The sequence below is a fragment of the Microlunatus capsulatus genome (assembly GCF_017876495.1).
Classification (GTDB): Bacteria; Actinomycetota; Actinomycetes; order Propionibacteriales; family Propionibacteriaceae; genus Microlunatus; species Microlunatus capsulatus.
On the sequence record NZ_JAGIOB010000001.1, the window covers coordinates 932,226 to 955,766 of the forward strand.

General features: G+C 75.5%; 21 protein-coding genes. 9 read left to right on the forward strand and 12 right to left on the reverse strand.

The window, feature by feature from the left end:
• Nucleotides 1–17 precede the first annotated feature (17 nt).
• Entirely contained in the window at nucleotides 18–860 is an 843-nt protein-coding gene (locus JOF54_RS04320) for a sigma-70 family RNA polymerase sigma factor (RefSeq protein ID WP_210053321.1), read from the reverse strand.
• Nucleotides 861–930: 70 nt separating this feature from the next.
• On the reverse strand, nucleotides 931–2,820 hold the full coding sequence (dnaG, locus tag JOF54_RS04325) for a DNA primase (protein ID WP_210053323.1): 1,890 nt from the start codon (nucleotides 2,818–2,820) through the stop codon (nucleotides 931–933).
• A 53-nt stretch (nucleotides 2,821–2,873) separates the two neighbouring features.
• Here dnaG and JOF54_RS04330 point away from each other — a divergent pair, with 53 nt between their 5' ends.
• Nucleotides 2,874–3,317, forward strand: a complete 444-nt coding sequence (locus tag JOF54_RS04330; protein WP_210053325.1) for a thiol-disulfide oxidoreductase DCC family protein — start codon at nucleotides 2,874–2,876, stop codon at nucleotides 3,315–3,317.
• Nucleotides 3,318–3,332: 15 nt separating this feature from the next.
• On the opposite strand, the gene JOF54_RS04335 is transcribed toward JOF54_RS04330, so the two are convergent.
• The 3 genes from JOF54_RS04335 to JOF54_RS04345 are packed head-to-tail and all read right to left on the reverse strand — an operon-like array spanning nucleotide 3,333 to nucleotide 5,991.
• Nucleotides 3,333–4,232, reverse strand: coding sequence for an HTTM domain-containing protein (locus JOF54_RS04335; protein WP_210053326.1), 900 nt, complete (start codon nucleotides 4,230–4,232; stop codon nucleotides 3,333–3,335).
• Nucleotides 4,229–4,687, reverse strand: coding sequence for a hypothetical protein (locus JOF54_RS04340; protein WP_210053328.1), 459 nt, complete (start codon nucleotides 4,685–4,687; stop codon nucleotides 4,229–4,231). The genes JOF54_RS04335 and JOF54_RS04340 overlap by 4 nt, the downstream gene beginning before the upstream one ends.
• Nucleotides 4,684–5,991 (reverse strand): nickel-dependent lactate racemase family protein, encoded by a 1,308-nt coding sequence (locus JOF54_RS04345; protein WP_210053330.1) that lies wholly within the window; start codon nucleotides 5,989–5,991, stop codon nucleotides 4,684–4,686. The genes JOF54_RS04340 and JOF54_RS04345 overlap by 4 nt, the downstream gene beginning before the upstream one ends.
• Before the next feature lie 85 nt (nucleotides 5,992–6,076).
• On the opposite strand from JOF54_RS04345, the gene JOF54_RS04350 reads away from it, so the two are divergent.
• Nucleotides 6,077–6,835, forward strand: a complete 759-nt coding sequence (locus JOF54_RS04350) for an ABC transporter permease (RefSeq protein WP_210053332.1) — start codon at nucleotides 6,077–6,079, stop codon at nucleotides 6,833–6,835.
• Nucleotides 6,836–6,973: 138 nt separating this feature from the next.
• Here the strand turns inward: JOF54_RS04350 and JOF54_RS04355 are convergent, their stop codons facing one another.
• The 6 genes from JOF54_RS04355 to JOF54_RS04380 all read right to left on the reverse strand — a co-directional run bounded on the left by JOF54_RS04355 (nucleotide 6,974) and on the right by JOF54_RS04380 (nucleotide 14,038).
• Nucleotides 6,974–7,426 (reverse strand): cupin domain-containing protein, encoded by a 453-nt coding sequence (locus tag JOF54_RS04355; protein ID WP_210053334.1) that lies wholly within the window; start codon nucleotides 7,424–7,426, stop codon nucleotides 6,974–6,976.
• A 169-nt stretch (nucleotides 7,427–7,595) separates the two neighbouring features.
• Nucleotides 7,596–9,785, reverse strand: coding sequence for an alpha-galactosidase (locus JOF54_RS04360; RefSeq protein ID WP_210053336.1), 2,190 nt, complete (start codon nucleotides 9,783–9,785; stop codon nucleotides 7,596–7,598).
• 78 nt (nucleotides 9,786–9,863) lie between these two features.
• Complete coding sequence (locus JOF54_RS04365; protein ID WP_210059344.1) at nucleotides 9,864–10,949, reverse strand: HD domain-containing protein; 1,086 nt, start codon at nucleotides 10,947–10,949, stop codon at nucleotides 9,864–9,866.
• A 43-nt stretch (nucleotides 10,950–10,992) separates the two neighbouring features.
• A complete protein-coding gene (dusB, locus tag JOF54_RS04370) occupies nucleotides 10,993–12,213 on the reverse strand; it encodes a tRNA dihydrouridine synthase DusB (RefSeq protein ID WP_210053337.1) in 1,221 nt (406 codons plus the stop codon).
• A complete protein-coding gene (locus JOF54_RS04375) occupies nucleotides 12,207–13,598 on the reverse strand; it encodes a glycine--tRNA ligase (protein WP_210053340.1) in 1,392 nt (463 codons plus the stop codon). The genes dusB and JOF54_RS04375 overlap by 7 nt, the downstream gene beginning before the upstream one ends.
• Before the next feature lie 119 nt (nucleotides 13,599–13,717).
• Complete coding sequence (locus tag JOF54_RS04380) at nucleotides 13,718–14,038, reverse strand: antibiotic biosynthesis monooxygenase family protein (protein ID WP_210053343.1); 321 nt, start codon at nucleotides 14,036–14,038, stop codon at nucleotides 13,718–13,720.
• A gap of 71 nt (nucleotides 14,039–14,109) precedes the next feature.
• Here JOF54_RS04380 and JOF54_RS04385 point away from each other — a divergent pair, with 71 nt between their 5' ends.
• Entirely contained in the window at nucleotides 14,110–15,216 is a 1,107-nt protein-coding gene (locus JOF54_RS04385; protein ID WP_210053345.1) for a hypothetical protein, read from the forward strand.
• A 2-nt stretch (nucleotides 15,217–15,218) separates the two neighbouring features.
• On the opposite strand, the gene JOF54_RS04390 is transcribed toward JOF54_RS04385, so the two are convergent.
• Nucleotides 15,219–16,133: an SDR family NAD(P)-dependent oxidoreductase gene (locus tag JOF54_RS04390; RefSeq protein WP_210053347.1), complete on the reverse strand. Its 915-nt coding sequence runs from the start codon at nucleotides 16,131–16,133 to the stop codon at nucleotides 15,219–15,221.
• A gap of 178 nt (nucleotides 16,134–16,311) precedes the next feature.
• Between JOF54_RS04390 and JOF54_RS04395 the strand changes: the two genes are divergently transcribed.
• The 6 genes from JOF54_RS04395 (at nucleotide 16,312) to JOF54_RS04420 (ending at nucleotide 23,538) form a co-directional block, all read left to right on the forward strand.
• On the forward strand, nucleotides 16,312–18,588 hold the full coding sequence (locus tag JOF54_RS04395) for a glycoside hydrolase domain-containing protein (protein WP_210053349.1): 2,277 nt from the start codon (nucleotides 16,312–16,314) through the stop codon (nucleotides 18,586–18,588).
• 41 nt (nucleotides 18,589–18,629) lie between these two features.
• Nucleotides 18,630–19,943 (forward strand): glycosyltransferase, encoded by a 1,314-nt coding sequence (locus JOF54_RS04400; RefSeq protein WP_210053351.1) that lies wholly within the window; start codon nucleotides 18,630–18,632, stop codon nucleotides 19,941–19,943.
• A gap of 30 nt (nucleotides 19,944–19,973) precedes the next feature.
• Nucleotides 19,974–20,267 carry a DUF6703 family protein gene (locus tag JOF54_RS04405; protein ID WP_210053354.1) on the forward strand — a complete coding sequence of 98 codons (294 nt, stop codon included), beginning with the start codon at nucleotides 19,974–19,976 and terminating at the stop codon, nucleotides 20,265–20,267.
• 104 nt (nucleotides 20,268–20,371) lie between these two features.
• Entirely contained in the window at nucleotides 20,372–21,724 is a 1,353-nt protein-coding gene (locus JOF54_RS04410) for a GAF domain-containing protein (protein WP_210053356.1), read from the forward strand.
• Between the two features lie 51 nt (nucleotides 21,725–21,775).
• Complete coding sequence (locus JOF54_RS04415) at nucleotides 21,776–22,747, forward strand: metal ABC transporter substrate-binding protein (RefSeq protein ID WP_245357960.1); 972 nt, start codon at nucleotides 21,776–21,778, stop codon at nucleotides 22,745–22,747.
• Nucleotides 22,738–23,538 (forward strand): metal ABC transporter ATP-binding protein, encoded by an 801-nt coding sequence (locus JOF54_RS04420; protein ID WP_210053359.1) that lies wholly within the window; start codon nucleotides 22,738–22,740, stop codon nucleotides 23,536–23,538. Before JOF54_RS04415 ends, JOF54_RS04420 begins: the two co-directional genes overlap by 10 nt.
• Nucleotides 23,539–23,541: the final 3 nt, after the last annotated feature.

Below are 23,541 nucleotides of genomic sequence, written 5' to 3' on the forward strand. Positions count from 1 at the left end.
CCCCGCCGGCCCAGGGCTCAGCCGCTCAGGTACCAGACCGCCGCCTGCGGGCAGACGTCCCGCAGCGCCTCGATCCCCTGCTGCTCGAGCCGGCGGACGCGGCCGGCCGACAGCCCCAGCTCCCGCCCGGTCGCGGCCAGGCTGAGGGGCTCGCCACCGCCGAACCCGCAGCGCAGCTCGAGCACCCGCCGGGTCAGCGGGTCGAGGGCGGCGAGCAGGGCGTGCACCTCCGACCGGGGGTCGGCGGGCTCCGTCGGCGCCGGCGCGGCCAGCACGGCGGCGACCTCCTCGATCGGGGTCGGGACGGCGTGCGCCAGCAGCGCCCGCGTCCAGCCCGCGGAGCGACCCAGGGCGCCGGCGAGCTCGTCGGCCGTCGGCGGCCGGCCGAGCTCCTGGGTGAGGCCGGCCTCGACGCCCCGGGCGGCCCGGAGCTGCTCGGCCCGGCTGGTGGGCAGGTTCAGGGCGCCCAGGTGGCCGGCGCTGAGCGCCCCGACGGCCGAACGGACCCAGAACAGCGCGTAGGTCGAGAAGGTGGTGCCGCGGGTGTGGTCGTAGCGCTGGACGGCCGCCATCAGACCCAGGCAGCCCTCCTGGAACAGGTCGGCCTCGGGCAGCCGGCTGCGGGCGGCGGTCTGGCCCGCGACCAGCGCCACCAGGCGGAGGTTGGCGCGGACGAAGCGGTGCCAGGCCCGGCGGCCCTGCTCCTCCACCGCGCGGAGCTCCTCCTCGGTGGCGTCGGCGAAACCCCCGCCGCGGCGCGCCTCGGCGGCCAGCACGCCGGCCTCGATCGCGCGGGCGAGCACCGGCACCTCCTCGCCGCTCAGCAGCGGTTCGTCCAGCGCAGCCCGGCCCCTCGTCACCACCCCAGCCTGGGCTGGTGGGCCGCCCCCGGGACGGTCGTCCACAGCCTCCCGGCGGCGGACGCCGGGGCTACTCCAGCGCGCCGATGCTGCGGACCTGGAGCTGCTTGCGCCGGGCCTCCAGCACCACGAGCTCGGAGAACATCTGGTTGTAGCGCTGCTGCGCCTCGACCGGGTTGGTGCGCTGCAGCTTCGACTTGAGGTCGGCGATGGCGCGCATCACCGTCAGCAGCTGCAGCCCGGCGCTGTGCGCGACGACGAAGCGGGACGTCACCTCGCCCTGGACCGGCAGCGGCTCGACGGCGAGGGAGACGATGAGCGAGCGGAGCTGCTCGTGCTCGGCGGCCGCCGTCATCCGGTGCACCCAGTCCCCGCCGGCCTCGCCCTCGGCCGCGGCCTCCTCGACGGCGGTGAAGACGGCGGCGTAGGCCGGGTGGGTGAAGTCGGTGACGGTGAGGCCGTCCCAGACACCGGGGAACAGCCCGGGCACCTGGATGAGGAGCTTCGTCGTCGCCCGCTCCAGCGCCAGCAGCCGGTCGTGCGGGTCGGGCAGCCGCGCCTCGGGGGCGGGCCGGCGCTCCGCCCGCTCCCCGTCCGGCGTCGGGGCGGGCGCCGGGGACGGCTCGGAAGTGCGGCGGCTGGAGCGGTTGGCCGCCCGGACCACCTCGCCGCGGACCTCCTCGACATCCATCCCCAGCAGCCCGGCCAGCTCGCGGGCGTAGCCGGTGACCAGGGAGGCGTCGCGGATGCTCGCCACCAGCGGCGCGGCCTCCCGCAGGGCCGACAGCCGGCCGTCGGCGCGGTCGAGGTCGTGCCGGGACAGCACGTTGGTCATCACGAAGCGGTACAGCGGCACCCGCCGCGCCACCAGCTCGCGGACGGCGGCCTCGCCGTGCTGCAGGCGCAGGTCGCAGGGGTCGAGGCCGGTCGGCTCGATGGCCACGTAGGTCTGGGCCAGGAAGTTCTGGTCGCCGCCGAACACCTTGAGCGCCGCCGCCTGGCCGGCCGCGTCGCCGTCGAAGGTGAAGATGACCTCGCCGTGGAAGGCGTCGTGGTCGCCCATCAGCCGGCGCAGCAGCCGCGCGTGGTCGTCGCCGAAGGCGGTCCCGCAGGAGGCGATGGCGGTGTCGACGCCGGAGAGGTGCGCCGCCATCACGTCGGTGTAGCCCTCGACGACGACCGCCTGGCTCTTGTGCCCGATCGGCTTGCGGGCCAGGTCCAGGCCGTAGAGGACGTGCGACTTCTTGTAGAGCGGGGTCTCGGGCGTGTTGAGGTACTTGGCCGGCATCCGGTCGTCGTCGAACAGCTTGCGCGCCCCGAAGCCGATGACCTGCTGGCCGGAGTCGCGGATGGGCCACAGCAGCCGGCTCTGGAAGAAGTCGTAGCCCGACTCCCGCACCAGCCCGCCGGCGACCAGCTCCTTGTCGCTGAACCCGCGGCCGCGCAGGTGCTGGGCCAGCACCCGGCCGCCGCGCGGGGCGAAGCCGACGCCGAACAGCTCGGCGGCGGCGCGGTCGAAGCCGCGCTGGGCCAGGAACTGCCGTCCGGCCAGGGCGTCGGGGCTGGCGAGCTGCTCGGAGTAGAACTCGGCGGCCGCGCGGTGGGCGTCCATCAGCCGCGAGCGCAGGCCGGGCTCGGGCCGGGGGCCGGAGTCCTCGGTGTAGCGCAGCTGGATGCCGACGCGGTCGGCCAGCCGCTCGATCGCCTCGGCGAAGCTGAGGTTGTCGATCTTCTGCATGAAGGTGATGACGTCGCCGCCCTCGCCGCAGCCGAAGCAGTAGTAGAAGCCGCGGGAGGGGGTGACCTGGAAGCTGGGCGTCTTCTCGTCGTGGAAGGGGCACAGGCCCTTGAGGGACCCGCCGCCCGCGTTCCGCAGGGCCACGTAGGACCCGATGACCTCGTCGATCCGGGCGCGTTCCCGGACGGTGACGACGTCCTCGTCGTTGATCCGGCCCGCCACGCGCCCGAGTTTACGCGCCGGGGCCGCGGCTGCGGCCCGCGTAGGCTCGGCCCGTGCCCGCCGCCCCCGGATCCCCCGCCCCGACCGCCCCGCGGGACCGCCCGTGGCTGGTGTTCGACGGGGACTGCGCGTTCTGCACGACGAGCGCCACCTGGGTGGCGGAGCGGCTGCACCGCCCCTCGGGGCCCGACGCCCTCCTGGTGCCCTGGCAGTTCACCGACCTCGACGCGCTGGGCACGACGGCCGAGCGCGCGCAGACCGAGGTGCTCTGGGTGGAGCCCGACGGCGCCGTCGCCGGCGGTGCGGCCGCCTTCGCGGCCTGGCTGCGGTTCCGCGGCGGTGCCTACGCCCTGCTGGGCCGGGCGATGGGCCTCCCGCTCGTCCGGCCGGTGGCCGCCGCCGTCTACCGGCTGGTCGCCCGGAACCGGAGCCGGATGCCGGGCGGCACGCCCGCCTGCGCGCTGCCCCCGCCGGGCAGCGCCCCCGCCCCGCGCTGAGCCGGCCGGGAGCCCTCAGGACGCGCGGACGTCCGCTGCGTCGACCACCCGCCCGGTCCGGGCCGCCCGGGCGGCGCGCCGCCGGTCCCACCACGCCGGCAGCCGCTCCAGCGGGGCGAAGGCGAGCCAGCAGACCAGCGTCGGCGCGAAGTGGATGTAGAGGATCGCGGCCGTGAAGACGTGGAAGCCCATCCAGAAGACCGCGGCGGCCAGCAGCGCCCGTCCCCGCAGCCAGAGCACGACGAGCGAGGTGAGCTCGGCGAGGAAGGCGAACCACTGCATCCCGCGCAGCAGGTCCGGGAAGGGCAGCAGGAACTGGCCCAGCCCGTGCGGCCGGCGGACGATCGCCCAGGTCAGGATGAAGCTGTTCGGCCACGAGGTCAGGCTCCAGTCGCCGCTGCGGATCTTGGTCAGCGCCGAGAGGAAGTAGGTCGCGATCACCGCGACCTGCACGGTCTTGAGCACCCAGCCCGCCTGCCGGGACGACGTGGAGCACCGCCAGCGGTCCCGGACGACCCCGGCCGTGGGCAGCAGCCAGAGCGCGACCACGAAGGCCAGGTGGTCGTGGTCGACCTTGCCGTAGCTCATCCCGATCGCGGTCCACCAGGTGAAGGCGGCGGCGACCACGACGCCCGCGAGCCGGGGCAGCCGGTTCGCGGCCGCCACCAGCGAGCCGACGACGAGGACGACGTAGAGCGTGGTCGTGATCACCGGCGTGGGCGGCGGCAGCAGGAAGAGCCGCTCGACCATCAGCGGGGCGTAGAGGTCGGGCTGCCGGCTGAGCGGGACGGGGTCGGCGACGAAGAGGTGGATGTCGACGAGGACGAAGAGGTAGACGACGGTCCGGAGGACCGCGACCCGGGCGTCGGGCAGGACGGGGGCGAACCAGCCGACGACGCGACCCGGGCCGGTCACCGCGGCACCGTCCAGGTGGCCAGCTCGCGGCGGGACTCCCCCGTCGGCCGTCCGCGGGACAGCTCGGTGACGTCCTGGACCAGCCACACCTGCAGGACGGCGGGCTCCTCGGGGTGCCGGCTGCTCCAGCCCTCGACGACGCCGCGGAGCAGCGACGGGTCCTCGGTGATGGCCGGGATCCGCGCCTCCACCTCGGCGCGGCTGATGCCGGCGGTGCTGACCCGGAGCGGCAGCTCGACGCGGCGGCCGTCGGCCAGCCGCCCCTCGACGCGGGTGATGAGGATGGTGTCGTCGGCCGGCGGGGAGAACGCGTACTGCGACATCGGCCCGAACGGCCAGACGTCGTCGCTCATCCGCAGCGAGCCGTTGACGAGCAGCCCGATGCCCAGCAGCGCGACGACCACCCGCCAGGCGAGGCCGGTCCGGCCGATCGGACGGACGGCCGACGCGCTCACCCGACCACCGGGACGACGTAGGGGCCGTCGGGGATGACGGCGACGCCCCGGTCGCCGGTGCGGTCCATGCTGGCCTGCACGGCGGCGGTGAGGTCGTCGACGACCCGGACAGCCGTCAGCGGGTGGTCCTGCGCCGCGAGCCCGGTGCTGTAGAGCTCGACGCGGCCGTGCCGGACGGCCTTGAGCTGCATCTCGCTCTGCCACTCGTCGACGTCGGCGAACTCCTTGCCGACGAGGGTGGCCAGGAAGGCGTCGGGGCCGAGGGTGGCCAGCCGCTGCTGGGCCGCCCGGAACTCCGGCGAGCCGAACCCCTCCGAGCACTCCGAGGCGATGATCAGCGTGCCGCCCGGGGCGAGCACGTCCAGCGGGGTGACCATGCCCTTGACGGTCTGGTAGTAGGTCTTGTCCAGCGGGTAGCCGGCGGCGGAGGTGAGCACCGTGCCGAACCGCCGGCCCAGCGGCACCCGGACCGCGGCAGCGACCACGTCGACGACGGCCTGGTGGCTGGCGACCACCTCGCCGAAGCCGACGTGCACCAGCCGGCGCTCCTCGTCGACCACGGTGCTGAGGCCGTAGACGTCGCCCAGCAGGCGCACGATCTCCAGCTGCTCCTCGTGCAGCGGGTTGCCCTCGAGCGTGCACTGGACGGCCCGGGGGTCCTCCATGAACCGCGCGGAGTGGAAGGTGCGGATGGTCGTGTGGTGGGCCACGCCGGGCGCGATCACCTTGCGACCGCCCGACCAGCCGGCCATGAAGTGCGGCTCCACGAGGCCGGTGACGATCTTGAGGTCGGCGTCGGTGAAGCGGCGGTCCAGGGAGACCGGCGTGCCCCGCGTCGCCGTCACGCCCAGGGAGCGGTGGGCGGCGTCGTCGCGGGCGTCGTGGTTCTCCACCCGCACGTGCTCGAGCACCCACGGATCGCCGACCAGCTCGGCCAGCTCGTCGCCGAGGTTGGGCCGGTGCAGGCCGGTGGCGACCAGGATCGTGACGGCCTCCAGCGGCACCCCGGCTGCGGTGACCTGCTCGACGAGCGGCCGCAGGAACAGCCCGTTGGGCACCGGCCGGGTGATGTCGCAGATGAGGATGCAGGCGCTCCGCCGGTCCCGGGCCAGCTCGGCCAGCGGCGGCGAGCCGACGGGGTGGGCGAGCGCGTCGGCGACGGCGGCGGCCGGGTCGGGCAGCGGGGGCAGCGGCCGCTGCCGGACGACGGTCGGCTCGCAGACGGGCGGCAGCGCCACGTCGAGCCGGCCGCGGCCGTAGGCGAGGGCGACCTCGCGCACGTCGCCGGCCAGGGTGCTGGTCACCAGGGAACTCCTCAGACGCTCGCGCGGGCGGGCCCGCGACCCGGTCATCGTACGGGCCCGCTGCGCAGGGCTGGGAGGATGAGGTGTGCCCGCCCAGCCCGGCGCGCCGCTGCTGGTGGCGCTCGTCGTCCTCGTCCTCGTGGCCGTCGGCGCGTCGACCGTCGGCGGCCTGCGGACGGGTCGCTCCATCGCCACCGCCGCCCTGCGCGCCGTCGTGCAGCTGGGGCTGGTCGCGCTGGTCATCACCGCGGTGCTGAGCCACCTGGCCTGGTCGGCGCTGTTCGCGCTGGCCATGTTCGCCGTGGCCACGGCCACCTCGGCCCGTCGGGTCGAGGCACCCCGCTGCTGGCCGTGGGTGGCGCTGGCCCTCGCGGCCGGGGTGGTGCCGGTGCTCGCCGTGGTGTTCGCCTCGGGCGCGGTGCCCTGGGACGGCGCCTCGCTGGTCCCGGTGGCCGGGATCATCATCGGCGGCACCATGTCGGCGCACTCCCTGGCCGGGCGCCGGGCCTTCGCGGCGCTGCGCGACGAGATCGGCACCTACGAGGCCGGGCTGTCCATCGGGCTCCGTCGGCCGCAGGCGATCAGCGAGGTCGTCGAGCGGCGGCTGCCCGAGGCCCTGGTGCCCGGCCTCGACCAGACCCGGACCGTCGGCCTGGTCACCCTGCCCGGCGCCTTCGTCGGCGTGCTGCTCGGCGGCGGCACCCCGCTGCAGGCCGGCGCGGCCCAGCTGCTCGTGCTGGTCGGCCTCCTCGCCGCGCAGACGGTCACCGTCGTCGTCGCGCACCAGCTGGTCCGCGCCGCACGGCTCCTGCCGCCCGACCTCGCGGAGCGGCTGGTCCCCTGAGGACCCGTGGCCGGGCTCAGCGCCCTTCGACAGGCTCAGGGAGCGGGGTCCGAGAGGCCCGTCGACGGGCTCATGGGGCGGGGTCGGGGGCCCTTCGACAAGCTCATGGAGCGGAGTCGTGTGCTCAGGGCGCGTCGGCTAGCTGCGGCGGCAACGCGGCGGGTCGACGTTCTCGCGCAGGGGCGCGCCGACGGGCACGACCTGGGTGATCCGCAGCACCGCGGGCTCGGTGGCCGAGGGGTTCACGACGAGGTGCGGGGCCACCTCCGTGAAGGACTGGCCGGCCCGCCAGGTGTTCGACCGGCAGCCGACCCGCTGGACGACGGTACCGCTCTCCACCGTGGCCAGGACGACGCCCGGGTGCTGGTGCCAGCCCGACTCCGCGAGCGCCGGGTAGGTCAGCGTGAAGGTGCGGACGGTGGCGTCCTCGCGCGTGCGCAGGGCGATGCCGTCCTGCCGCGCCCGGGTGCCGCCGTCCAGGGTGCCGGTGACCACCGGCCCCGGGGTGGGCGCCGGGGGCGGCGGGGCCGGCGAGGGTCCGGGCGCTGCCACCGCGGTGGTCGCCACCAGCACCCCCACCGCCACCGTCACGCCTGCTGCTGCTGCTGCCAGGGCCCGCATGTCTCCTCCAGCCGTCCGGGGTCGTGTGCCGACCAGTCTCGGGCGACCGGTCGGCGACACGCCAGGTCGGCGCAGAGGTGCAGGATCCTCCGCCGGGCGGGGTGCGGAGGGCAGTTCTCCACACCCCGGCCGACGTCGCTCAGCCGACGGCGTCGAGGCGGTACAGGACGCTGTGGTCGGGGTGCACCGAGGCCGCCATCAGCCCGGCCGCGCCGAGGGCGGCGCCGCTGAGCACCGTGCCCGCGCGGGGGCCGTCGGCGTCCCACCAGGCCGGCGCGACGAGCCCGCCGGGCTCGCCGACCCCGACCGGGACCACCCGGTAGCGGCGGGCGGGGTCCAGCCCCGGGAAGCGGAGCCGGCCCAGCGAGACGACCTCGGAGCGGCCGACGGCGTGCACGCCGAAGATCGCCGCGTCCCGGTCGGGGCTGACGACGCCGTGCAGGACCACGCTCGTGTCCGGGTGGTCGACGCGGACCAGGTCACCGCCCAGCAGCAGCCGGCGGTGCTCCTTGAAGAACGCCACCCAGCCGCCCAGCTCGGCGAGCTCCTGCTCGCTGGCGCGGGCCAGGTCCCACTCGATGCCGAGGTGGCCGAAGACGGCGGTCGCGGCCCGGAACGACAGGTCGTGCACCCGGCCGGTCGTGTGGCTGCCGCCCGAGGCGATGTGGGCGCCCATCATCTCCGGCGGGACCAGCTGCGTGGTCCAGCGGTGCATCTCCTGCCGCTCCAGGGGGTCGATGCAGTCCGAGACCCAGACGCGCTCGGTGCGCTCCAGCACGCCGAGGTCGACCCGCGCGCCACCGGAGGAGCAGGACTCGACCTCCAGGCCCGGGTGCGCGGCCTTGAGCTCGTCGACCAGCCGGTAGAAGGCCAGCGTCTGCTCGTGCACCCCGGCCCGGCCGCTCGGCGAGGTGCCGGCGTCGACGAGGTCGCGGTTGTGGTCCCACTTGATGTAGCCGATCGCGTACTCGTCGAGGAGCGCCGACATCTGGTCGCGGACGTGGGCGTAGGCCTCGGGGATGCCGAGGTTCAGGACCTGCTGGTTCCGCGACGGCACCGGGGTGCGGTCCCCGGTGGCCAGCACCCACTCCGGGTGGGCCCGGGCGACGTCGGAGTCGAGGTTGACCATCTCGGGCTCGAACCACAGGCCGAACTCCATCCCGAGCTCGCGCACCCGGTCCACCAGCGGGTGCAGCCCGTCCGGCCAGACGTCGGCGGAGACGACCCAGTCGCCGAGGCCCGAGGTGTCGTCGCGGCGCGAGCCGAACCAGCCGTCGTCGAGGACGTAGCGCTCGACGCCGAGGGCCGCCGCCCGCTCGGCCAGGTCCAGCAGCCGCTCGAGGTCGTGGTCGAAGTAGACGGCCTCCCAGACGTTGAGCGTGACGGGGCGCTCGGGCCCCGGGTGCTGCGGACGGGAGCGCAGGTAGCGGTGGAAGCGCCGGGCGACGGCGTCCAGCCCGGTGCCGTGCGAGCCGTAGACCCAGGGCGAGGTGTAGGTCTCCCCGGTGGCCAGCCGGACCTCCCCGGGCAGCAGCAGCTCGCCGCCGCCCACCACCTGGTGGCCGGTGAAGACCCGCTCGGCGTAGTGGACGTGGTTGCCCGACCAGGCCGTGTGCACGCCCCAGACCTCGCCCTCGGCGAAGCCGAACCCGGGGGTGCCGACGTGCAGGACCGTGGCCGCGTCCGGTCCGGTGCGTCCCTTGCGCCCCTCGCGGAGGTGGGTGCCGACCTGCAGCGCCGTGCGCTGCGCCGTACGCTCCTTGCCCCAGCGGCCGGCCAGGTCGAGCACCTCGCGCGCGACGGCGGGCAGCGGGTAGGCCAGCACGAGGTCGTCGAGCTGGTAGACGCCCTCCCCGGTGTTGGTGAGCGACGCCCGGCTGCGGAGCAGCCCGCCCGCGGTCAGCTCCACCTGGAGGACGACGCCGAGCCCCGCGGCGGCGTCCTCGGCCCGGACCTCGACGACCCCGGAGGAGGTCTCCGCCAGGGCGGGCTCCTGCGCGGTCCCGACGACCTCGGCGCCGTCGACGGCCAGGGCCACCACGGTGAAGCGGGGCGACCAGTCCGTGCCCGCCCGGGAGCCGCTGATGCCCGGCCGACCGGTCCAGCCGGTCCAGTGCTCGGGCAGCAGGGAGACCCGCAGCGGTCTGTCGACGAGGTTGTTGTCGACCTGCTGGTGCCCGCCCAGGGCCAGCGCGGCGGCGTCGGCGCCGCTCAGCGGGCCGAGGTCGGCGCCCCAGTGGACCAGGGCCGGCAGCCGGCCGGCGGTGACGTCGAGGACGGCGGCGGCGCCGTCACGGCGGAGGACGACGAAGGCGTGCGGCTGGGCCACGGTGCCCCTTCCGGTGGAGGTGGAGACGGACACGCTACCGAGCGCGCCACCGCCGTCCCGGGACCCGGGGCGGGCGGGTCAGCGCGGGTCGTCGATGCCCCGCGGCAGCCGCTCGGGCGGCCAGCCCAGGTGGTGCTCGGCCATGGCGAAGGCGTAGCGGTCGGTCATCCCGGCCACGTAGGTGAGCGCCGTCCGCAGGGCGTCGTCGCCCGCCGGTCCCGGCACCGGGACGACGGTGTCGGGCAGCGCCGCCGGCTGCTCGACGTAGAACTCGACGAGGGCCCGGAGCACGTCGACGACGGCGCGGGACTGGGCCAGCGACTCGGGCCGGACGTAGATCCGCTCGTAGTTGAAGGCGCGCAGCGCGGCCAGCGCCTCGGCCTCCGCCGCCGGCATCCCGACCTCGCCGTGCTCGGCGACCCCGCGGACGACGGCCCGGACGAAGGTGCTGAGCTGCTCGCGACGGGTCCGCCCGGCCACGTCGGCGACGGCCGCCGGCAGGTCCGCGAGGTCGACGATGCCGGCGTGCACGGCGTCCTCGAGGTCGTGGGCGCAGTAGGCGATCCGGTCGGCCCAGCTGACGATCTCGCCCTCGACGGTGCGGGGCGCCGGCCGCGACCACGAGTGGTTCCGGATCCCGTCGAGGGTCTCGGCGCAGAGGTTCTGGCCGGCGAGCACGACGTCGGCGCCCCAGGGCCCGTGGTCGTAGCCCTCGGCGAGGAACGTGTCGAAGGCGTCCTCGCTGGCGTGCCCACCGGGCCCGTGGCCGCAGTCGTGGCCGAGGGCGATGGCGTCGGCCAGGGTGACGTTGACCCCGGCGCCGCGGGCGATGGAGGTGGCGACCTGGGCGACCTCCAGGGCGTGCGTGAGCCGGGTGCGCTGGTGGTCGCTGGGGTGCACGACGACCTGGGTCTTGCCGGCCAGCCGGCGGAACGCCGCCGAGTGGACGATCCGGTCGCGGTCGCGCTCAAAGCAGGTCCGCTCCGGGTCGGGCGCCTCGGGCACCGCCCGGTGCCCCGCGCCGACGGCGAGCGTCGCCCCCGGCCGCAGCAGCTCGCGCTCGCGCTGCTCCCGCAGCTCGCGGTGGACGACGGGCCCGGGGCCCACCTCGGCCCGCGAGCCGGCGTGCGCGCGGACGAGGTCGCCGTCGCGCTGGCCGGCCATCGTCTCGGCCCAGGCCTGCGCCCGGGCCGACGGCTCGGCCGGGTCAGCCACCCGAGACGCCCTGCTCCGCGTCGGCCATGTCCAGGTCGACGCCGGAGGTGTCGTCCAGCCAGTGCTCGGGCAGCGCCACCTTGTCCCGGGGGCTGCCCTGGCGGCCGCGGGGGCTGCCGAGCTCGGTGACCGGGAAGGGCGCGTCGGGGTCGAGGCGGGCGAGGGCGTCGTCGAGGTCGGCGAAGGAGCTGACCAGGCCGAGGGCGCGCCGGGTGTCGCTGCCCACCGGGAACCCCTTGAGGTACCAGGCCATGTGCTTGCGCAGCTCGGTCAGCCCGTAGCGCTCGTCGCTGAGCCCGACCAGCAGCTCGGCGTGCCGGCGGACCATCGCCGCCACCTCGCCGAGCGAGGGCAGGGTGCGGGTGGCGCGGCCGGCGAAGGCGTCGGCGAGGTCGCGGAACAGCCAGGGGCGGCCGAGGCAGCCGCGGCCGATGACGACGCCGTCGGCACCGGTGCGCTCCACCATGGCGAGCGCGTCGGAGGCCTCCCAGATGTCGCCGTTGCCCAGCACCGGGATGGAGACGTGCTCCTTGAGGGCGGCGATCGTCGACCAGTCCGCCTCCCCTGCGTAGGCCTGCTGGGCGGTGCGGCCGTGCAGGGCGATGGCGGCGACGCCGCTCTCCTCCGCGATCCGGCCGGCGTCGAGGTAGGTCTGGTGGTCCCGGTCGATGCCGATCCGGGTCTTGATCGTCACGGGAACCCCGTGCCGCCCCGCGGCCGCGACGGTGGCGTCCAAGATCATCCGCAGCCGGTCCCGCTTCCAGGGCAGGGCGGCGCCGCCGCCCTTGCGGGTCACCTTGGGCACCGGGCAGCCGAAGTTGAGGTCGACGTGGCCGACGCCGTGCTCGGTGATCAAGATCTCCGTCGCCCGGGCCATGATCACCGGGTCGACGCCGTAGAGCTGGACCGAGCGCACCGTCTCACCCGGGTCGAACTGCAGCATCTGCAGGGTTTTCCGGTCCCGCGCGACGACGCCGCGGCTGGTGATCATCTCGCACACGTACAGCCCCGCACCCTGCTCGCGGCAGAGCTGGCGGTAGGCGGCGTTGGTGACCCCCGCCATCGGCGCCAGCACCACCGGCGTCGGGACGGTGATCGAGCCGATCGTCAGCCCCCCGCGCCCTGAGCCCGTCGAGCGGCCGTGCCCTGAGCCCGTCGAAGGGCCTTCGACGGGCTCAGGCAGCGACGAGCGGTCCCGGACCTCGGTCAGCATCCGAGGAGCCGGGCCCCGAGGTAGGACTCGACCTGGGACAGCGCCACGCGCTCCTGCGCCATGGTGTCCCGCTCGCGGATGGTGACGGCGTCGTCCTCGAGGGTGTCGAAGTCGACGGTGATGCAGAACGGCGTGCCGATCTCGTCCTGGCGGCGGTAGCGCCGCCCGATCGCCTGGGCGTCGTCGAAGTCGACATTCCAGTGCTTGCGCAGGGCGGTGGCCAGGCCGCGCGCCTTGGGCGAGAGGGCCTCGTTCCGGGACAGCGGCAGCACCGCGACCTTGACCGGGGAGAGCCGCGGGTCGAGCCGGAGCACGGTCCGCTTGTCGACGCCGCCCTTGGTGTTGGGCGCCTCGTCCTCGGTGTAGGCCTCGACGAGGAAGGCCATCAGGGAGCGCGTCAGGCCGGCCGCCGGCTCGATGACGTAGGGCAGGTAGCGCTCGCCGGAGGCCTGGTCGAAGTAGGACAGGTCGGTGCCGGAGTGCTCGCTGTGGGTCCTGAGGTCGAAGTCGGTGCGGTTGGCGATGCCCTCGAGCTCGCCCCACTCGCTGCCGGTGAAGCCGAACTTGTACTCGATGTCCACGGTCCGCTTGGAGTAGTGCGACAGCTTCTCCTGCGGGTGCTCGAAGTGCCGCAGGTTCTCGGCGGCGATGCCCAGGTCGGTGTACCAGCGGGTCCGCTCGTCGATCCAGTACTGGTGCCACTCCTCATCGCTGCCCGGGGCGACGAAGAACTCCATCTCCATCTGCTCGAACTCGCGGGTGCGGAAGATGAAGTTGCCCGGCGTGATCTCGTTGCGGAACGACTTGCCCACCTGGCCGATGCCGAACGGCGGCTTCTTCCGGGTCACCTGCACGACGTTGGCGAAGTTGACGAAGATGCCCTGCGCCGTCTCGGGCCGCAGGTAGTGCAGCCCGGACTCGTCCTCGATGACGCCGAGGTGGGTCTTGAGCATCATGTTGAAGTCGCGCGGCTCGGTCCACTGGCCGCGGGTGCCGCAGTTGGGGCACGGCACCTCGGTGAGGGCGACGGCGTCGGGGTCGCCGAGGCCCTTGCGCTCGGCGAAGTCCTCCTGCAGGTGGTCCTCGCGGAAGCGCTTGTGGCAGTGCAGGCACTCCACCAGCGGGTCGGTGAAGACGCCGACGTGGCCCGAGGCGACCCAGACCTTCTTGGGCAGGATGACCGAGGAGTCGAGGCCGACGACGTCGTCGCGGCTGGTGACCACGGTGCGCCACCACTGCTTCTTGATGTTCTCCTTGAGCTCGACGCCCAGGGGCCCGTAGTCCCAGGCGGAGCGGGTGCCGCCGTAGATCTCGCCGGACGGGAAGACGAACCCCCGTCGCTTGCACAGGCTGATGACGTTGTCGAGACGGCTGGACGGGGCCACGGCGTTGCTCCAAGCGTGCGGTGCGGGACACCACCCCCGGCTGGGATGGCGTGGACGGCCGCGTCCGCAGACGCAGACCGACCGCCCAGCCTACCGAACGGCCGCCCCGGGACCCGGCCTCAGCCGGGCCGGGACGCGCCGCGGGCCCAGTTCTCCCCCACCAGCTCGGGGCTCTCGTAGGCCGACGGCTCGTCGACGGCGAGCGAGAGCAGCGGCACCACGACGCTCTTGGACTCGATCCCGCTGAGGGCGCGGCGGTAGGAGCCGACGTCGGCCCAGCGGGTGGTGATGGTCCACAGCTCCGGCTCGTCGAGGTTGCGGCCGAAGTCCAGCGACAGCAGGCCGTCGCGACGGCTCAGCACGGCGATGGCCGCCTCGGCCTGCGGGAGGAAGGTGGCCTCGGCGGCGGCGTCGACGCGGAAGCGGCTGAGCACGATCATGGCCGCCAGGTTACGGCCGGTGCGCCGGATCGGCAGCGGGCGATCCCCGCGTGCCCGAGGATGGCCGGACCATGGTCGTCCCCGCCCGCACCCCCGCCCCGGGACCTGGTGCCGTGGACATCCCGCCGTCGCTCCCCCGCCTGCTGCTGGTGCCGGGCCTCGTCGTCGGCTGGGGCCTGCTGTGGAGCGGCGTGGAGACCGCCGGCGAGGGCTGGGCCGAGGCCGTGCCCGGGATGCTCTGGCTCGTCGGCGGCGTGGTCCTCTGTGTCGTCAGGTTCTCCCAACGGCGCCGCCCGGTGCTCGTCCTGGACGAGACCGGTGTCCGGGACCGCGACGGCCTCCTGCTGCACCGGTGGGCGGGCACGGCCCAGGTCTGGGTGGGGCCGGCGGCCGGATCCCGGGCTCCTTCGGTGTTCCGGGTGCCGTCCCTGGTGGTCTGGACCCGCAGCGGGCTCGAGTTCGGCCGGCGTGCCGGCACCGGCGCCGCGCGGGCGCTGACGTTGGCCGTCCCGACCAGCCTGGAGGCCGACGAGCTCGCGGCCGTCGTGCGACGGTGCACGTCCGCGCCGGTGCTGACCGCGTCCGAGGTCCCGCTGACGACCCTCAGCCGCCGGCTCGCCGCCGATCCCACCATCCCCCGCCCGGAGGCCGTCGACGTCCCGGCGTCGCTGGTCCGCCTGCTCCGGCCGGCGCTGTGGCGGCTGGCGCTGGGCCTGCTGGTCGCCGCGCTGCTGCTGGCTGATGCCGACCTGCCGGCCCCGGTGGCCCTGGTCAGCCTGCTGCTGCTGGTCCCCGGCGCCCGCCGGGCGCACGCGGCGGTCCGGGTGCGCGAGCGACCCGTCCTCCGCGTCGACCGTCGCCGGGTGCTCGGGCCCGACGGGACGGAGGTGCTGGCCTGGTCCGACGTCGCCGCGCTCCGGGTCGGCGACCGCCCGCCCCGCTGGATGCCGGCGGCCCTGCGGGTGCCGGTCGTCGAGGTCGTCACCCGGCGCGGCGTCGACTTCGCGCGGCGCTCCGGCACCCCGCTGGGCGTGGCCCGACGGGTGACCGTCGCCACCCGGCTGGCCGACGACGAGCTGGCCGCGCTCCTGGCCGAGCTGGGCGGGGTCCGGGTGGAGACCGGCGCCGAGGTCAGCTGGCGCGACCTGGGCCGGGCCCTGGTCGCCGACCGGCGCTGAGCTCAGGCCAGCGCGTCGAGGGAGACCCCGGTGGCGCGCTCGACCGCCGCCCAGAGCCGCTCGCCCGTGGCGACGTCGCGGACGTGGTCGCGCGCGCGGGCCGGCGCGGGCGGGCCGACCAGCTCCTGCACCCCGCCCGGCCCCCAGTACTCGCCCCCGTGGACGCCCGCCCCCACGCACGCGTGCACGAGCGGCCAGGCCCCGGCGTCCTTGCCCTGCACCAGCAGCCGGGCCGGCCGGGCCAGGGAACGCGCGCGCGGGGAGGGCTCCACCACGCCGGGCCGCGCGGGCGTCAGGACGTCGACGGCGAAGCCCGGGTGCGCGGCCAGGGCCACGGCGTCGCGGCCGGCGGCCCGCCACCGCCGGTCCAGGGTGAAGGCCAGCGCCGTGGTCGCGGTCTTGGAGCGGCCGTACTGGCGGAACGAGCGGAAGTCGCGCTCGGCCTGCAGGTCGTCGAGGTCCACCGGTGACCAGCGGGAGGCGATCGAGCCGACGCTCACCACCCGGGCCCCGGACCGCAGCCGGTCGGCGAGCCCCGCCACCAGCGCCAGGTGGGCGAAGGCGTTGCCGCCCATCATCAGCTCCAGCCCCTGCGCCGTCGTCGCCCGCCCGTCGGTGCTGGTGAGGCCGGCGTTGCACAGCACGGCGTCCAGCCCGACGTCGACGGAGCGGGCGCAGGCGGCCACGCTGTCCAGGTCGGCGAGGTCGAGGCTCAGCACGTCGAGCCGGGCGTCCGGCACCCGGGCCCGGACCGCGGCGACGGCGCGGTCCGCGCGCTCGGCGGAGCGGCAGGCCATCAGCACGCGGGCGCCGGCGGCGGCCAGCTGCTCGGTGGCGAAGTAGCCGAGACCGGCGTTGGCGCCGGTGACGAGGACGGTGCGGTCGGCGAGGTCGGGCAGCACGGGAGCGGGGGGCACCGCCCGATCATGCCCCGTCGCGGCCCGGCCGCACGGACACCGGCAGTTCTCACCCAGTTATCACCTGACCGACACGGGCGCGAAACCTGGCGTCCCTACTGTCGCAGTCCCGGCCGACGTGGACCACGTGGTCGGTGCTGGGCACCGGCGCAGCGCGACACGTCAGCAGGAGGTCCAGGTGATCGAGCACGTCGACCCGTTCCTGGGCTCCGCCGCGACCGCGCTCCCCCCGCCCACGGGCCTGGCCGCGACCTGGTGGTGGCCCAAGCCGCAGGTGGGCAACACCCACCCGGGCGCGGTGCACCCGTTCGGGATGGTGTCCGCGTGCGCCTACTCCGGCGCCTACCCGACCGGCTACGGGCAGTACGAGCTGAACACCGAGGGCGTGCCGCCGCAGCTCTTCGACCGTCTGCAGGCCTCGGGCTTCACCCACTTCCAGCAGTCCGGCACGGGCGCCATCCGCAAGTACTACAACTACCTCCGGGTGACCCCGATGCTGGAGCCGCTCGACGCGCTGGGCACCGCGTGGGAGCTGCGCGAGGAGCGGGCCGAGCCCGGCTACTACGCGGCGACCCTGTCCTCGGGCATCCGCGCCGAGCTCACCGTCGGGCCGAAGAGCGCCGTCCACCGCTACACGTTCCCGGCCCACCAGGACGCCCGGCTCGTCGTCGACCTCTCCGCCGGCGGGTTGGCCATCCCCTACGGCGCGACCGTCCCGCTCCGCGCGCACCTGGAGGCCCTCGGCCCCGGCGTCGCGCAGGCCGAGATCGTCGTCGAGGGCGCCCCGCTGGCCGTGCACCTGGAGGCCGACGTCGGCGACTGGCGCCAGCTGCTCTGGTACGACCGCCGGCTGATGCCGGGCGGCACCCGGCTGGACTTCGACCGGATCCGGCCGACGACGCTGCGCCCGTTCGGGCTGATGTGGCGCGGCGACACCGAACCCGGCCAGGTCCTGGAGCTGCGCTTCGGCTTCTCCCTCCGGGGCGTCGAGCAGGCCCAGGCGAACCTGCTGGCCGACACCACGCCCGCCCCGGCGAGCGCGCCCTCGGCCTGCGCGACGACCACCAGCTTCGACGACCGGCACGCCGCCACCTCGGCCCGCTGGCGCCACGACCTCGGCCGGATCCGCATCGAGACGCCGTCGGCGGACCGCCAGCGGATCTTCTCTACAGCGCTCTACCACGCGCTCGTCAAGCCCTGCTTCGCGCCGGACGAGAGCCCGTTCTGGCCGACGGACGGACCCTTCGTCTTCGACCTCTGCACCCTCTGGGACATGTACCGCACGCAGCTGCCGCTGATCACGGCGCTGTTCCCCGAGCGCGCCGTCGAGCTGGCCAACGCCCTCCTCTACGTGTGCGAGGAGGAGGGGAACCTGCCCATCGGCTACCGGATGGCCAAGGGCACCGACCGGTTCTCCCGGCAGGGCAGCGCGCTGGCCCAGACCTTCCTGGCCGACCTCAGCCAGCTGGGGCTCGAGGGCGTCGACTGGGACTGGGCGCTGGTGCACATGGACACCGACCTGCGCCGCGGCTACGGCGAGGAGTTCCTGCTCCGCGGCGTGGCCCACCCCGTCACCCACACCCTCGACCTGGCCTTCGGCTACCACTGCACCGCGCGGGTCGCCCGCCACGTCGGCGACATGGCCCTCGCCGAGCAGTGCGAGGCGCTGGCCGGCCAGTGGGTCAACGCCTTCGACCCCGCGACCGGGCTGCTCGTCGACTCCTCCTACTACGAGGGCGGCCGCTGGAACTACTCCTTCCGGGTGCTGCACGACATGGCGGCCCGGGTCGCGCTGGCCGGCGGCGAGGAGGCCTTCACCGCCCTGCTCGACGCCTTCTTCGGCTACGGCGCCGAGCCCGTCCGCCAGGTCGGCGAGCGGCCGGGCGTCGAGGAGCTGCTGGCCGGCTACGCGCTCGACCGCTTCGAGGGCCTCAACAACGAGCCGGACATGGAGGTGCCCTGGGCCTACCACTACGTCGGCCGCCCGGACCGCACCGCCGAGGTGGTGCACGCCGCCGTCCACCAGATGTTCGGCGTCGGCCGGGGCGGGCTGCCCGGCAACGACGACTCCGGCGGGCTCAGCTCCTGGTACGTCTGGGCCAGCCTGGGGCTGTTCCCCGTGGCCGGCCAGTCGCTGTACCTGCTGGGGCCGCCGTCGTTCGCCCGGTCGCGGATCCAGCTGGGCGCCGAGGAGCTCGCCGTCGAGACGACGGGCTTCGTCGAGCCCGTCGCCGGCGGCCCGGTGCAGTACGTCCAGTCCGTCACCTTCGACGGCCGCCCCGTCGAGCAGACCTGGCTGACCGCCCGCGAGCTGCACCGCGGCGGCCGGCTGGTCGTCGCGCTGGGCCCCGAGCCGTCGACCTGGGGCACCACCACCCGGCCGCCCTCGGTGTCGGGACCCGGCGCCTCCGCCCCCGGCGCCGGACCCGCCGTCCCGCGCGACCCCGCCGGCTGACCACCCCCGGTCCCCGGCCCCCCGTCCAGAAAGGCCGTCGCATGAACCGTCGACCCCGTCGCGACCTCCCCCCGCGCCGCCGCCTCGTGCTCGTCGTCCGTGCCGACCCGGTGATCTGCGGGCACTCCGGCGAGGCCCGCAACCTCGCCGAGGCCGCCCTGCTGCGCGGCTTCACCGAGGTTCGGATCATCACCTGGCCGCTGGACCGGCTGGTGGAGACCGGGCTGCCGCTGAAGCCGCTGGACGGCGTCAGCCCCTACAGCGTCGGCATCGAGGTGGAGCGGCCCGCGCCCGTCGGGGACTACAAGGTGCCGGACGGCCGCTACCTGGCCGGGCTGGTCGGCCGGCTGGTCGAGCTGTTCACCGACGGGGTGCCCACCGTCGCCATGTCGCTGTACCTGAGCCCGCACACCGTCGCCGTCAGCGACGCCGTCCGGGTGGCCCGGGCCACCGGGCTGCCGGTGGACGTGACGACGGTCGCCGAGGCCGTGGGCTCCGACGTCACCAACGTCGTCCGCTCCTGCGTGGCCGAGGGCCGCTTCGGCGCGGCCGCGCACGTGCTGACCGCCTACCTCTCCGCCGACGTGCCGGTCGCGGTCTCGGCGTACACCCGCGACCTCGTCATCGCCTCGGCCGAGGCCGTCGACGCCGCGCACGGCACCCGGTTCGCCCCGCAGTGCCGCGAACGGGTGGCGATCTCCTACCCGGCGGTCAACACCGCCGACTACCTCGACCCCGACCTCGACCGGTTCGCCGCGACCCTGCAGCGGCGCGGCCTGCACCGCAACGGCTACGTGCTGTTCCTGTCCCGGCTGGCGCACGCCAAGGGCGTCGACGAGCTCATCGCCGGGTTCGCGGCCAGCGAGCGCTGCCGCGGGCTCACCCTGGTCGTGGCCGGGAACGGGCCGGAGGCCGAGCACCTGCACCGCGTCGCGGCGGCCAGCCCGGCGGCGGACCGGATCCGCTTCCTCGACGACGTGGACGACGACGAGAAGCCCGACCTGATGGCGGGCTGCGCCGCCTTCGTGCTGCCCAGCAAGCCGCGGCCCGAGTTCGTCGAGACCTTCGGCATCGCCCTGGTGGAGAAGATGCTGGCCGGCGGCGGCCCGGTGATCACCACCGACACCGGCGGCATCGGCGAGGCCGTCGGCGAGCACGCGCTGGTCGTCCCCGTCGAGGACCCGGCGGCCATCGCCGCCGCCCTGGACGAGGCCCTCGGGCTGCCCGAGCACGAGCGCGAGGCGCTGGAGCTGCGGGCCCGCGACCACGCGCTGCAGTTCGACCGGCTGCGGGTCTTCGACCTGCTGCTGGCCCGGGTGGCCCCGGCCCGCGTCGCGGCTCTCGCGGGCGGCTGACCGCGGCCGGGACAGGGCACACTGGTCGCCATGCCCGCCGGTCCCGCCACCCCGACCCTGCGCAGCTCCGTGGAGCGCACGACGCGCCCGCTGCTGCTCCGGCTGCACGCCCTGCCCCGGCCGCTGGTCCCGCTCGCGACCGTCGCCCTCGTCGCGATCGGGGTGCTGGCCCCGCTGGCCGTCGGGCTGGTGGCGCTGGCCGGCGTCGCCCTGTTCGTGCTGTGGATCTCCTACCTCTCCTGGCCGGTGGTGCCCACCACGGGCCGGGTGGTGCGGGTCGTCATGGTCCTGCTCGTGGTCGCGCTGGCCCTCACCCGGCTGTGACGGCCGGCACGGCGGCCGGCCCACCTGCTCCCGCTGCGCGCGCGTCCTCGGTGGCCTAGGCTGGCATCAGCCCGGGGACCGCACCGCACGCGAGAGGCCTCCCCATGACGGCACCCCCCAGCAGCCCGACCGGCCCCGTCCCCGCCGCCCCTGCCGCCACCGCAGCACCCGCCCCGGCCTACGCGCAGGTCGTCGGCCAGATCGTCGACCGGTACGCCGAGGCCTCCGCCACGACCAGCCGCCTGCGCCTGCTGCTGCGGGAGAGCGCCGCGGTCGTCGAGGAGCTCTCCCTCCCCTCGCTGCACCGCCGGGTGGTCGAGGCCGCCCACCAGCTGGTCGCCCTGCCGGCCGCGACCCTCGCCGTCCTCGACGGCGACGGCGCCGTGGTGCAGCTCGTGCAGCGCGACGCCGACGAGGTCGTCGGCTGCCTGCCCCTCGACCCGGCCGTGGCGGCCGGGCTGGCCCCCGGGCTCGGAGCGGCCGCGCCCGGGCACCCCGCCCGGCTGGCCGCCGGCACCCTGCCCGCGCCCTGGTCCGACGGCGGGACGGCGATCGCCGTCCACCACCGCCGCGACGTGCTGGCTGTCCTGCTGGTGGCCGAGCCCGACGGCGGGCTGGCCGCCGACGACGAGGACCTGCTGCTGGTCCTGGCCGCCAGCGCGGGCACGGCGCTCGAGAACGCCCGGCTGTACGAGGAGGCCCGCCGCCGGCAGGAGTGGCTGCAGGAGGCCGCCGAGCTGAGCAGCGGCACGCTCGCCGTGGTCAGCGAGGCCGAGGCCGTCGTCCTGGTGGCCCGGAGCGTCCAGAAGCTCGCCGACGCCGAGCTGGTCGCGGCCTGGGTGCCCGGCGGCCCGGACGGCGCGCTGGTCCCGGCCGCCACCCTCGGGGACCGGGCGGAGGCGCTCGGGGCCGCCGTGCTGCACCGGGACGACCCGCTGGTGGCCGACGCCCTCGCCGCCGGCCGCGGCGCGCGACGCGACGCCGTCGACCAGCCGGCCTCGGCCGGTCTCGCCGCGCTGGCCGGGCTCGACGTCGGACCGGTGCTGGTGCTGCCGGTCACGGGCGGGTCCGGGCTGACGGGCCTGCTGGTCGCGGGACGGCACGCGGGGCGCCCGCCGTTCGGCGACGTCGACCTCGACATGGCCGAGACGTTCGTCGGCCACGTGGCGATGGCGCTGGAGCTCATCCGGGCCCGTGCGGCGCACGAGCGGGTCGCGCAGCTGGAGGACCGCGAGCGGATCGCCCGCGACCTGCACGAGCACGTCGCGTCCTGGCTGCTGGCCACCAGCCTCACCGTGCAGCGCGCGGCGGGCGCGAGCCGGGAGCTGACCGTCCGGCGGCTGCTGCACGAGGTCGTCGGGGACATCGACGTCACCCTGCGCCGGCTGCGCGACTCCATCTTCCAGCTGGGCGCCGAGCAGCCCGACACGGCTCCGAGGCGGACCGGCCCGGCCTGAGGAGCGGCGCCCGACTTGACCGCGTCGGGCGCATTGTTGAAAATGGTTGTCATGAACAAGAACGTGCGACCGCTCGGCGCCCTCGCCGCCGCCTCCGCCCTTCTCCTGGCGGCCGGCTGCGGCGGAGGGACGGCTGGGACGGGGGCCGCCGCGGACCAGCCTGGTCAGCTGGACGTCGTGACGGCGTTCTACCCCTTCCAGTTCGTCGCCGAGCGCGTCGCCGGTCCGCACGCCACCGTGACCAGCCTGACCCAGCCGGGCGCGGAGCCGCACGACCTCGAGCTGACGCCCCGCCAGGTGGCCTCGGTCTCGACGGCGGACCTCGTCGTCTACGAGCGGACCTTCCAGGCCGCCGTCGACGAGGCGGTCGACCAGAGCGGCAACGAGCACGTGCTCGACGTCGCCGCCGTCGTGCCGCTGCAGCCGCTGGCGGCGGGCGAGCACGAGGAGCACGCGGGCGAGGAGCACGCGGAGGAGGGCGAGGAGGAGCACGACCACGGCGGGCTGGACCCGCACGTCTGGCTCGACCCGACGCAGATGGTCACCATCACCACCGCCGTCCGCGACCAGCTCTCCACCCTCGACCCCGACCACGCCGCCGACTACCAGGCCAACGCGGCCGCCCTCGAGGCCGAGCTGGGTGGCCTCGACCAGGACTTCCGGACCGGCCTCGCCAGCTGCCGGCGCACGGAGTTCATCACCACCCACACCGCCTTCGGGTACCTGGCGAAGCGCTACGGGCTGAGCCAGATCGGCATCACCGGCCTGAGCCCGGACGCCGAGCCCTCCCCCGCCCGCATCGCCGAGGTGCAGCAGGAGGCCACCGAGCACGGGGTGACGACGATCTTCTACGAGACGCTGATCTCCCCCGCCATCGCCCAGGCCATCGCCGGCGACCTGGGGCTGGCCACCGACGTGCTCGACCCGCTCGAGGGGATCACCGAGTCCTCCCGCGGGCAGGACTACGTTGCCGTCATGCGTTCCAACCTCACCGCCCTGCAGAAGGCCGGCGGATGCTCCTAGGTGACGGCGCCCCCGTGACGGGCGACGCGAGCGCGCCGGTGCTGCGGGCCTCCGACGTCTCGGTCGAGCTGGGCGGGCTGCCGGTGCTGCGCGGCGTCGACCTCGCGGTCCGGCCCGGCGAGGTGGTCGCCCTGCTCGGCGGCAACGGCTCGGGCAAGTCGACGCTGGTTCGGGCGCTGCTCGGCCTGGTGCCGCTGACCCGCGGGTCGGTCGAGCTGTTCGGCACCCCGCTGCGCCGCTTCCGCTCCTGGGGCGACGTGGGCTACGTGCCCCAGCGCTCTGCGGCCGCCCCCGCCGGCGCCAAGGTCCGCGAGGTCGTCGCGTCGGGCCGGCTGGCCCACCGCCGGCCGTTCGTCCCGCCCCGGGCGGCCGACCGGGCGGCCGTCGCCGCCGCGCTCGCCGCCGTCGACCTCACCGAGCGGGCCGGCGACGACCTCGGCGTGCTGTCCGGCGGCCAGCAGCAGCGGGTGCTGATCGCCCGGGCGCTGGCCACCGAGCCGCGGCTGCTGGTCCTCGACGAGCCGACCGCCGGCGTCGACCTGGCGCACCAGGAGGTCCTGACGCAGGTGCTGGCCGACCTCGTCGCCGCCGGCACCGCCGTCCTCGTCGTGCTGCACGACGTCGGCAGCCTCGGCGCCCTGGTGGACCGCGGCGTCGTCCTGCGGGAGGGGCGGGTGGCCCTCGACGGGCCGCTGGCCTCGCTGGAGGCGCGGCTGCACCCGCCGGGGCACGAGCACCACGAGCCGGAGCCCGTCGACCCGCACTGGCTGGACGGGACGGTCATCCGGTGACCG